General features: G+C 71.6%; 9 protein-coding genes. 5 read left to right on the top strand and 4 right to left on the bottom strand.

Features of this window, described 5'->3' with window-relative positions; translation table 11 throughout:
• Positions 1-205: 205 nt before the first annotated feature.
• Complete coding sequence (locus tag ACIBM5_RS38430) at positions 206-925, bottom strand: hypothetical protein (protein WP_396011367.1); 720 nt, start codon at positions 923-925, stop codon at positions 206-208.
• Positions 926-986: 61 nt separating this feature from the next.
• Between ACIBM5_RS38430 and ACIBM5_RS38435 the strand changes: the two genes are divergently transcribed.
• On the top strand, positions 987-1,574 hold the full coding sequence (locus ACIBM5_RS38435) for a histidine phosphatase family protein (protein ID WP_396011368.1): 588 nt from the start codon (positions 987-989) through the stop codon (positions 1,572-1,574).
• Between the two features lie 7 nt (positions 1,575-1,581).
• On the opposite strand, the gene miaB is transcribed toward ACIBM5_RS38435, so the two are convergent.
• Positions 1,582-3,060: a tRNA (N6-isopentenyl adenosine(37)-C2)-methylthiotransferase MiaB gene (gene miaB / locus ACIBM5_RS38440; protein WP_396011369.1), complete on the bottom strand. Its 1,479-nt coding sequence runs from the start codon at positions 3,058-3,060 to the stop codon at positions 1,582-1,584.
• A gap of 68 nt (positions 3,061-3,128) precedes the next feature.
• On the opposite strand from miaB, the gene ACIBM5_RS38445 reads away from it, so the two are divergent.
• Positions 3,129-4,130, top strand: a complete 1,002-nt coding sequence (locus ACIBM5_RS38445; RefSeq protein WP_396011370.1) for a TAXI family TRAP transporter solute-binding subunit — start codon at positions 3,129-3,131, stop codon at positions 4,128-4,130.
• A gap of 211 nt (positions 4,131-4,341) precedes the next feature.
• On the top strand, positions 4,342-6,249 hold the full coding sequence (locus ACIBM5_RS38450) for a bifunctional serine/threonine-protein kinase/glutamate ABC transporter substrate-binding protein (protein ID WP_396011371.1): 1,908 nt from the start codon (positions 4,342-4,344) through the stop codon (positions 6,247-6,249).
• Between the two features lie 48 nt (positions 6,250-6,297).
• Here the strand turns inward: ACIBM5_RS38450 and ACIBM5_RS38455 are convergent, their stop codons facing one another.
• Both ACIBM5_RS38455 and ACIBM5_RS38460 read right to left on the bottom strand, forming a co-directional pair.
• Positions 6,298-7,713 carry an ATP-binding protein gene (locus tag ACIBM5_RS38455; protein WP_396011372.1) on the bottom strand — a complete coding sequence of 472 codons (1,416 nt, stop codon included), beginning with the start codon at positions 7,711-7,713 and terminating at the stop codon, positions 6,298-6,300.
• 36 nt (positions 7,714-7,749) lie between these two features.
• Entirely contained in the window at positions 7,750-8,427 is a 678-nt protein-coding gene (locus ACIBM5_RS38460) for a response regulator transcription factor (protein WP_391581611.1), read from the bottom strand.
• A 226-nt stretch (positions 8,428-8,653) separates the two neighbouring features.
• On the opposite strand from ACIBM5_RS38460, the gene ACIBM5_RS38465 reads away from it, so the two are divergent.
• A complete protein-coding gene (locus tag ACIBM5_RS38465; protein WP_391581789.1) occupies positions 8,654-9,430 on the top strand; it encodes an amino acid ABC transporter ATP-binding protein in 777 nt (258 codons plus the stop codon).
• A gap of 85 nt (positions 9,431-9,515) precedes the next feature.
• A complete protein-coding gene (locus tag ACIBM5_RS38470; RefSeq protein ID WP_391581610.1) occupies positions 9,516-10,466 on the top strand; it encodes a glutamate ABC transporter substrate-binding protein in 951 nt (316 codons plus the stop codon).
• Positions 10,467-10,599: the final 133 nt, after the last annotated feature.

Consider the following 10,599-nt stretch of genomic DNA (forward strand, 5'->3'; position numbering starts at 1 on the left):
CCGGCGGCCTCCCCGCGGCCCCTGCCGCGCCCCCGCGCCCCCCCCCCCCCCCCCCCGGCCGCGCGCCCCCCCCCCCCCCCCCCCCCCCCCCCCCCCCCGCTTCGTGCGTATGCGAGGGGACGCTCGTGCCCGGGGCTTGCGTGTTCCGGGCTACCCCGGCCCCGGCTCTCGGATTCGGGCCCGACCGTCGTGGGCCCGCCGCCGGTCAGGACCAGAGCGCCACGAAGTAGCCGACGCCATAGGGCGCCTCGGCGTACAGCAGCCGGCCGTGCCGACCCGGGCCCGCCGCGCCGGCCAGCACCTGGAGGCCGGGTCGGCCGGCCACCCACAACTCCTCCGCGAGTGCCGGGTCCAACGCCGAGAGCGCGTCCGCGTCGGCGTCCGCGAGCGCCGCGCCCAGTGCGCGGTCGTACGGTTCGGCGCGTGCGTCGAGGTAGCCGGGGGCCTTCTCGGTCCGGCACGCGGACCCGTCGCCGACCACCAGGAGCGCGACCCGATCGGGGCCCGCGACCAGTTCGGCGCCCCGGGCCGCACAGCGCGCCGGGTCGGCGTCCGCGGCGATCACCGCGCCGGTCACCGGGCTCGGCGCGGTTCCCGCCGCGATCCGGTCGGCGGCCCACGGCGAGCGGCCGAGCAGCCAGGCGCCGACGGTCAGCGCGGGCGACAGCGGCTGCGCGGCACCCGCTCCGAGGGCGACCTCCAGGTCGAGCCCGTACGGCGCGAACGAGCCGGTTCCCCCGGCCTCCAGGGTCGCGTCCGCGTCGCCCGCACCCAGGACGACCAACCGGTCCGGGGCCGTCTCGACCAGCGCGGCCAGCGCCTGATCGCACGCCGCGCGCAGCGCGTGCAACTCCGCTGCGGCCCCGCGGGCCAGCTCGGGCACGATCATCGGGGGGCACGGGACTACCGCGGCGGCTACGAGCATTCAGGGAGAGTACTAAGTGGCCGCCGCGACGCCTCCCGACGCGCGTGATGGGATGGATCACATGCGAGAACTGATGTTGGTGCGACATGGCGAGACCGAATGGAGCAGGTCCGGGCGGCACACGGGGTTGACCGACATCCCGCTGACGCCCGACGGCGAGGCCCAGGCCAAGGCGGTGGCGGACCTGTTGGCCGGGCGCGGGTTCGGGCTCGCCCTGATCAGCCCGCTGACCAGGGCCCGGCACACCGCGGAGCTGGCCGGGATCACCGGCGGGCGGCTCGAACCGGACCTGGTCGAGTGGGACTACGGCGGCTACGAGGGCATCACCACCGACGAGATCCGCAGCACCGTCCCGGGCTGGTCCCTGTGGCGGGACGGGGTGATCCCCGGTGACGCCGCGCATCCGGGCGAGTCGGTCGCGGACGTGGGTCGCCGGGTGGACCGGGTGCTGGATCGGGTGCGGCCGGTGCTGGAGCGCGGCGAGGACGCGGTGCTCGTCGCACACGGCCACCTGCTCCGGGTGTTGACCGCCCGCTGGCTGGGCCTGCCGCCCGAGGACGGCCGACTGTTCCGGCTGGAGACGGCCCGGCTGTCCACCCTCGGCTACGAGCGCGAACAGCCGGTCCTGCTCGGGTGGAACGTGACCTGAGCGCCGCTCAGTCGCAGCAGGCGACCCCGGTCGGCGCCGCCGGGGTCGCGGGGGCGCCGATCTGCGGCATGCCCAGCAGTACGCCGGGCTTGGCCGCGGGGGCCGCGTTGCGACGCTCCCACGCGTCGCCCGCGGGGGTGCGCCGGATCGCCAGGGTCGGCTTCTCCGCGAGCAGGTGGTGCGGCGCCGCGTAGGTGATCTCGACCGAGACCATGTCGCCGGGCCGCACGCCGTCGGCGGGGCGCTCGAAGTGCACGAGGCGGTTGTCCGGGGCTCGCCCGGACAACCGCGCGGTGTCGTGGTCCTTGCGCCCCTCGCCCTCGGCGACCAGCACCTCCAGGGTGCGGCCGACCTGGGTGCGGTTCTCCGCCCAGGAGATCTCCTCCTGGAGCGCGAGCAGCCGCTGGTAACGCTCGGTCACGACCTCCTTGGGCACCTGGCCGTCCATCGTGGCCGCCGGCGTGCCCGGGCGCTTGGAGTACTGGAACGTGAAGGCGGCGGCGAACCGGGCCTCGCGCACCGTGTGCAGGGTCTGCTCGAAGTCCTCGTCGGTCTCCCCGGGGAAGCCGACGATGATGTCGGTGGAGATCGCCGCGTCCGGCATGGCCGCCCGGACCCGCTCGATGATCCCGAGGTACTTGTCCTGCCGGTAGGAGCGGCGCATCGCGCGCAACATCGTGTCCGAGCCGGACTGGAGCGGCATGTGCAGCTGATGCATCACGTTCGGCGTCTCGGCCATCGCCGCGATCACGTCGTCGGTGAAGTCGCGCGGGTGCGGCGAGGTGAAACGCACCCGCTCCAGGCCCTGGATCCGACCGCACGAGCGGAGCAGCTTGGAGAACGCTTCGCGATCGCCCATGTCCGAGCCGTACGCGTTCACGTTCTGGCCGAGCAGGGTGACCTCGATCACACCCTCGGCGACCAGCGTCTCGATCTCGGCGAGCACGTCGCCGGGCCGGCGGTCCTTCTCCTTGCCGCGCAGGGCGGGCACGATGCAGAACGTGCAGGTGTTGTTGCAGCCGACCGAGATGGCCACCCACGCCGCGTAGGCCGACTCGCGCCGGGTGGGCAGCGTGGAGGGGAAGACGTCGAGCGACTCCAGGATCTCGACCTGGGCCTCCTGCTTGATCCGGGCCCGCTCCAGGAGCACCGGCAGCGAGCCCACGTTGTGCGTGCCGAAGACCACGTCCACCCACGGCGCCTTGCGCACGATGGTGTCCCGGTCCTTTTGCGCGAGGCAGCCGCCGACCGCGATCTGCATGCCGGGGCGTTCGGCCTTCGCGGGCGCGAGGTGGCCCAGGTTCCCGTACAGCTTGTTGTCCGCGTTCTCCCGGACGGCGCACGTGTTGAAGACGACCACGTCGGCCGACTCCCCCTTGGGCGCGCGGACATACCCCGCGTCCTCCAGCAGACCGGACAGCCGCTCGGAGTCGTGGACGTTCATCTGGCACCCGTAGGTGCGGACCTCATAGCTTCGCGCAGTCATAACACCCGACAGGGTACGGGGTTTGCTTGCCCGGGTGTGTGGCCGACCTCCATGGCAATATCGCCGCCGTGCCCTCCTTGTCGTTCCTCCCCGTTTCCCTGCGCGACGCCCTGGCGCGCCGACCCCGCGCGGTCCGGGCCGGGCTGGTCGCGCTCGTGCTGTTGTGCCTGGTCGGCGGCTACCTGGTGTTCTCGCGGGACGACCGGACCACCCCGCGCGGGCCGGTCTCGTTGGCCACCGGGGTGCCGACCGGGGTGTACCACCGCTACGGCGAATTGTTGCGGCCGCGGTTGTCCACGGACCTCGACGTCAAGGTCACGGTGAACTCCAGCGGCGGGTCGGTGGAGAACCTGCGTCGGGTGATCGATGGCGTCGACACCTTCGGCATCGCCACCGCCGACGCGGTGGCCGACGTCGGGCCGGGCGATCGCGACCGGTTGCGCGCGGTGGCCCGGTTGTACGACGACTACGTGCAACTGGTGGTGCCGGTCGGTTCGCCGGTGCAGAAGATCACCGACCTGCGCGGGCGCCGGGTGGTGGTGGGGCTGCCCGGGTCGGGTGTGGAGCTGATCACCCGCCGGCTGCTGAGCGAGGTGGGCATGGGTGACATGGAGCGGGCCATCACCCCGGTCCGGATCGGCATCGGGGATGCCACCCAGCGGCTGCGCGACGGCACGGTGGACGCGTTCTTCTGGTCCGGCGGGCTGCCCACCGGCGCGGTCTCCGACCTGGCCGAGCACTGGTCGCTGCGCCTGGTCCAACTCGGCGACCTGGCAGGGAAGCTGCGCGATCGCTACGGGCCGGTGTACCGCGAGGCGGTGGTGCCCGCGGACGCCTATCCCGGCGGCACCGAGACGCCCACCATCGCGGTGCCGAACCTGCTCGTCACCCGCGCCTCGCAGGATCCGGAGCTGATCAGGCGGGTGACCGAGACGGTGATGGAGAACCGGGAGGCGATCGGACGCGAGGTGCACGCGGCCCAGTTGGTCGATCCCAGGACGGCGATCTTCACCGATCCGCTGCCGCTGCACACGGGCGCCCAGCGGTGGTACCGATCGGTGAAACCCTGATCGGACAGATCGTGATGCCAAGGGCGTCGCGCGAAGCGGCTCCGATGGCACATGCTGGGTTCGTGTCATCGTGTTCGGGACCGACATCTACGCTCTGAGCTTGTAGGCCAGACCGTGCGCGGTCCCCGAACCGACGCTGTGAGCCGACCGGGGGGAAGGCCGCACACATGGTCAGGGAGGCCCGCTTGCTCGGGAGGAGGGTGCGACCGCGGTGTCCGAGGGGGAGATCGGCCGAATACTGAACAATCGTTACCGCCTCAGCCGCAGTCTCGGCCGGGGCGGCATGGGCGAGGTCTGGCTGGCCGTGGACACCGCCCTCGGCCGCGAGGTCGCGGTCAAGGAGTTGCTGCTGCCGAAGTCCCTGGACGCGGGCTCGCAGCGGTCCTGGCTGGAGCGCAGCAAGCGCGAGGCGATCGCCGCGGCCCGCATCCGCCACGAGAACGTGGTGACGGTGCACGACGTCTTCGAAGAGGACGGTTTGCCGTGGATCGTCATGGAATTGGTGATCTCGCGCTCGCTGGCCGACGTGATCCGCGCGGAGGGTCGACTCGACCATGCCGAGGCGGCCCGGATCGGTCTGGACGTGCTGCGGGCGCTGCGCGCCGCGCATGCCAAGGGTGTGCTGCACCGTGACGTGAAACCGGCGAACGTGCTCCTGGGCACCGACGGCCGGGTGGTGCTCACCGACTTCGGCATCGCCACCTTCGCCGATGCGCCGCAGGTGACCCAGTTCGGCGAACTGCTCGGCACCCCGGGCTATCTCGCCCCCGAGCGGGCGGAGCAGTTCTCCCGCGGCCGGGCCGGCGTGCTCACCGACAACGGATCGAGCGAGCACACCCTCGCCGACGGGCCGGGCGCGCTGGATCCGGCCTCCGACCTGTGGTCGCTGGGCGCGACGCTGTACGAGATGGTCGAGGGTCTCGCGCCGTTTCGTCGGTCCTCCCCCGTGGAGGTCGTGGACGCGGTGGTGAACGCGCCGCCCGCGCCGCCTCGGCACGCGGGTCCGCTGGAGCCGGTGATCATGGGCCTGTTGCGCAAGGATCCGCTCCGCCGGCTGGACGCCAAGGAGACCGACGCGCTGCTCACCCGGGTGGTGCAGGACTCGGTGCCGGTGACCTGGGGCGGCGACCCGCTGCCCCGGCGCGAGCCGGACGAGGACGTCGAGGCCACCTACGCGGGCGAGGGCCCGCCCGACGAGCCGCCCACCCGCCCCGCGGGCCGGGCCCGGTGGTGGCGACGCACCCGGATCGCGCTGCCCGCCGCCCTGGCGTTCCTGTTGGTCGCGGTGGGCGCGTCCTGGCTCACGGTGGAGAACAACCGGGCCGAGGGCGGCACCCACGCCCCCGACCCGCTCGCCAACCTGCGCAAGAACTCGCCGACCTACCGGGAGATGGTGTCCCGGGGCCGGATCATCATCGGGGTCAAACCGGACCAGCCCGGCTGGAGCGTACGCACCGGCGAACAGGCGTATCAGGGCTTCGACGACGACGTCGCGCGGATGATCGCGGACGATCTCGGGTTCAAGGACCGGATCACGTTCATGGACGTGGAGACGCAGAACCGCGAGTACCGGATCACCAGCGGTCAGGTGGACCTGGTCGTGGCCAGCTACACCATCAACGCCGCCCGGTCGCAGAAGGTCTCCTTCGCCGGGCCGTACTTCATCGCCGGCCAGGACTTCCTGGTCCGCGCGGACGAGACGGACGTCAACGGTCCCGAGGACCTTGCCGACAGCGCGGTGTGCGTGGTGCGCGAGTCGACGTCGGCGAACCGCATCCGCACCGAGTTCCCGACCATGAAGGTCCAGGAGCGCGGCAAGTACTCGGAGTGCGTGGACGAGTTGTTGGCCAAGAACGTGCGCGGGGTCAGCACCGACGACGCGATCTTGTCCGGCTTCGTCGCCCAGTACCCGGGCACGTTGCGGATCCTGGGCCGGCCGTTCTCGGACGAGCCGTACGGCGTGGGCCTGAGCAAGGGCGACGTCGCCCTCGCGGACGCGGTGTGCAGGGCGCTGAACCGGCACATCGCCAACGGCGACTGGCAGCGCGCCTACGACGTGCGGCTGCGCCCGCTGGGCCTGCCGCAGCCGCGCGCGCCGCAGTGCCGGGTGGCCGAATAGCGCGGGTGTCGGCGACCGCCGTACCCGTCCCGCGTCCGCGCGCGCGGCTCAGTCGGCCCTGGGCACCGTCAACGTGACGGTCAGCCCGCCGCCCTCGCGCGCGGCGAAATCGATCGTGCCACCGCTCGCGGCGAGCAGCGTGCGGGCGATCGACAGGCCCAGGCCCGAGCCGTCCACGTTCTGATGCCGCGGGCTGCGCCAGAACCGGTCGCCCACCCGGCGCATCTCCTCGAAGGTGAGCCCCGGGCCGCGGTCGCTGACCCGGATCTCCACCTGGCTGCCCACCGCCGAGCACCCCACCGTGATCGTGGTGTCCTCGGGGGCGAACTTGAGCGCGTTGTCCAGGATCGCGTCGAGCGCGCTGCCCAGGGTGACCGGGTCCACGTTGCCGGTCAGCGCGAGCGGGCCCTCCTGCTCGAACCGGCGACCGCGGCTGCGGGCCAACGTCTGCCAGGCGTCCACCCGTTCGTGCACCAGGGCCGCCACGTCCACGGCCCGCGCGGACGGGCGGGCATTCTCCGCCAGCGCCAGCTCCAGGAGTTCGTCCAGCACGTGGGTGAGCCGCCGGCCCTCGTCGCGCACGCCGTCCAGCGTCTCGCCGTGGCCCGGCGGCAGCGACAGGCCCAGTTCCTCGATCCGCAGCAGCAGTGCGGACAGCGGGTTGCGCAGTTGGTGCGAGGCGTCCGCGGCGAACGCCCGCTGCTGGTCCACGACGGTCTCCACGTGATCCGCCATCTCGTTGAACGACCTTGCCAGCCGCCGCAGTTCCGGCGGCCCCTGGGCGCCGGCCACGCGTGCGCCGAGCCGGCCGGTGGCGATCTCGTGGGTCACCGAGTCGAGCACCCGGACCGGACGCAGCACCCAGCCGGTGAGCCGGGTCGCCAGCAGCAGCGCGGCCAGCACCGCGACCACCTCGCCGGCGACCAGAATCAGCCACACCCGTTGGATCTTCGACCGCATCCGGCCGGTCGGCGAGTCGGTCAGCACGACCGCGACCACATCGCCGCGGTGGATCACCGGGACCGCCACCACGATGCGATCGCGCTGCCAGGGCCAGACCTGCCCGGGGTCGTCGCTGCGCCGCCCGGCGAGCGCCTCGGTGAACGCCGGCGAGCGCGGGTCGACCCGAAATCCCGGATGCGACACGGCGATCGGCTGCCCGCGCCGGTCGAAGGCGCCGACCCGGATGCCGTAGACGTCCTCGTAGCGCTCCAGTTCGGAGCGCAGCATGTCCAGGTCCGCGGCGTCCGGACCGGGTGGTTGCCCGGCGTCGGTCTGCGCGCGCAGCGTGTCCGAGACCACGGTCAACTGGGTGTCCGAAACGAAGCGGGTGAGATCGTCCACGCGGTCCCGGATCAGCTCCTGCTGATGTGCGGACGCGCGGGAGATCGCCAACGGGATGCCGAGCGCGATCAGCACCGCGGTCATCAGGGCGAGGAGCAAGGCGAGCAGGCGGGTACGCACAGGAGCCGGTGACGATCCGTCAGGAAGCCGGTGGGATCAGGCCTCGGGAACGACACGGTAGCCCACGCCGCGCACCGTCTCGACGATCGCCGGATTGCCGAGCTTGGAGCGCAACGAGGCGACGTGCACCTCCAGGGTGCGGTTGTTGCCCGCCCAGCTGGTGTGCCAGACCTCGCTGATGATCTGTTCGCGCCGGAAGACCACGCCCGGGCGCTGCGCCAGCAGGGCGAGCAGGTCGAACTCCTTGCGGGTGAGCACCACGTCGGCGCCGCCGACGGTGACCCGCCGGGTGGCCGGGTCCAACTCGATGCCGCTCGGCCCCTTGGCCGCCGGCACACTCTCCGCGACCGGTGCGTCGCTGCGCGTGCGTCTGCTCACCGCGTGTATGCGGGCCAGCAGTTCGCCGATGTCGTAGGGCTTGGTGACGTAGTCGTCGGCACCCAGGTTCAGCCCGTGTATGCGCGAGCGGATGTCCGCGCGCGCGGTGACCATGATCACCGGGACGTCGCACAACCGGCGAATCCGACTGCACACCTCGAAGCCGTCGTGGTCGGGCAGCGACAGGTCGAGGAGCACCACGTCGGGCACGTCGTCGAGCGCGGCGAGGGCTTCCTCGCCGGTCGTGGCGTGTCGCACGGTGAAACCGTGCCGGCCCAGAACCGCGCGTAGCGGCGCGGCGACTCGCAGATCATCCTCGACGAGCAGGAGGCGCACGTGGTTCCTCACATCTGACGGTCCGTTACCGACTCTTGACCTCAAGACAAGCTCAAGTGCACTGACTGGGGGGGTGCTGCCTGCCTTAGTGTCACGCACCACCCGGCCTCGCCGGGAGACTCTCGAACCCACCTGCCACCCGGTCGCGCAAAAAGATACGGGACGACTCTGGACGGAGCCCGCCATCGTGACGACGGATGCCTCTGACATCGCACCGAAGCCGCCGGTGCTCACCAAGCGCGACGCCGGCAAGGACGCGCACCCCGGCGAGCCCCTCGTCGTGTTGGAGAACGTCAACAAGCACTTCGGCGCCCTGCACGTGTTGCAGGACATCGACCTGACGATCCACAAGGGCGAGGTCGTCGTCGTCATCGGTCCCTCCGGATCGGGAAAGTCGACGCTGTGCCGCACGATCAACCGGCTGGAGGCGATCGACGGCGGCCGCATCACCATCGACGGGAACCTGCTCCCCCAGGAGGGCCGCGAGCTCGCCCGCCTGCGCTCGGACGTCGGCATGGTGTTCCAGTCGTTCAACCTGTTCGCGCACAAGACCGTGCTCCAGAACGTGACGCTGGGCCCGCTCAAGGTCCGCCGCGAGAAGGCCGAAGTGGTCACCCGCAGGGCGCACGAACTGCTGGACCGGGTCGGCGTGGGCAGCCAGGCGGACAAGTATCCGGCCCAACTCTCCGGTGGTCAGCAGCAGCGCGTGGCGATCGCCCGGGCGCTGGCCATGGAGCCCAAGGTGATGCTCTTCGACGAGCCCACCTCGGCGCTCGACCCGGAGATGATCAACGAGGTCCTGGAGGTCATGCGCGACCTGGCCCGCGACGGCATGACGATGGTCGTGGTGACCCACGAGATGGGCTTCGCGCGCTCCGCCGCGAACCGGGTGATCTTCATGGCCGACGGCCGCATCGTCGAGGAGAACACGCCCGACGAATTCTTCAGCAACCCGCGCAGCGACCGTGCTCGGGACTTCCTCTCCAAGATCCTGCATCACTGAGCCGGTTCGGGCGCAACTCACGCTTCGCACCACGCGGTTCGTCTGTAGTCAGGCCGCTCTCCTCTTTCACTCAAGGACGTTGACCATGAAGATGCGCTCATCCGTGGCCGTCGCCGGCATCGCCGTGCTCGCCCTGTTCGGTACCGCGTGCGGCAAGGACGGTTCGCCGGAGGCCAAGACGCCGGGCGGCACCACCGGTGGTTCGCAGGGCGCGCCCGGTGCGCCCGGTGCCGCCAAGCCCGAGCTGCCGAGCTACACGCCCAAGGCGGACGCGGCACTCACCGGTTCGAAGACCTTCGACAACGCCAAGAAGCGCGGCAAGCTGATCGTCGGCGCCAAGGAGGACCAGCCCTTCCTCGGCTCCAAGGACCCGGCCACCGGCAAGTACTCCGGCTTCGACATCGAGATCGCCAAGATGATCGCGGCCGACCTCGGCTTCGGCCCGGACAAGATCGAGTTCAAGGCGATCGCGTCGACCAACCGGGAGAACGCGCTGGTCAACGGTGACATCGACTACTACGTCGGCACCTACAGCATCACCGACAAGCGCAAGGAGCAGGTGTCCTTCGCCGGTCCGTACTACATCGCCGGCCAGTCCCTGCTGGTGCGCAAGAACGAGAGCGCGATCACCGGCAAGGACACCATCAAGGGCAAGACGGTGTGCTCCGCCAAGGGCTCCACCCCGCTGCAGAACCTGCAGACCAAGTTCCCCGACACCACCACCCGGGTGTTCGACACCTACTCGCTGTGTGTGGAGAACCTGCTCTCCAACCAGGTCGACGCGGTCTCCACCGACGACGCGATCCTCAAGGGCTACGCGGCCAAGGACCCGGGCGCGCTCAAGGTGGTCGGCGACCCGTTCACCGAGGAGAAGTACGGCGTCGGCCTGAACAAGGACGATGCGGTGTTCCGAAACGCGGTCAGCGACGCTCTGGAGGCGCACGAGAAGAACGGCGACTGGAAGAAGGCGTACGACGCCACGCTCGGCCTGTCCGGCTCGGCCGCCCCGGCCATCCCGGCGCTCGTCCGCTACTGACCCGCCTCGTCGCGCGTCGCACCCGTCGCACGTCGCGGGGCGGGCCGGCCCCGCGCCCCCCCGGCCGGCCGGCGGACGGCCCCCACCGGCCCCGCCCCCCGGTGTCCCGGGGACCGCGACACCGACCACCCCC

The organism is Embleya sp. NPDC050493, assembly GCF_044458105.1.
GTDB lineage: Bacteria > Actinomycetota > Actinomycetes > Streptomycetales > Streptomycetaceae > Embleya.

Excerpts from the sequence above, each read along its gene's own strand:
- ACIBM5_RS38470 (WP_391581610.1), top strand. The coding sequence starts at position 9,516 with ATGAAGATGCGCTCATCCGTGGCCGTCGCCGGCATCGCCGTGCTCGCC.
- ACIBM5_RS38435 (WP_396011368.1), top strand. The coding sequence starts at position 987 with ATGCGAGAACTGATGTTGGTGCGACATGGCGAGACCGAATGGAGCAGG.
- ACIBM5_RS38430 (WP_396011367.1), bottom strand. The coding sequence starts at position 925 with ATGCTCGTAGCCGCCGCGGTAGTCCCGTGCCCCCCGATGATCGTGCCC.
- miaB (WP_396011369.1), bottom strand. The coding sequence starts at position 3,060 with ATGACTGCGCGAAGCTATGAGGTCCGCACCTACGGGTGCCAGATGAAC.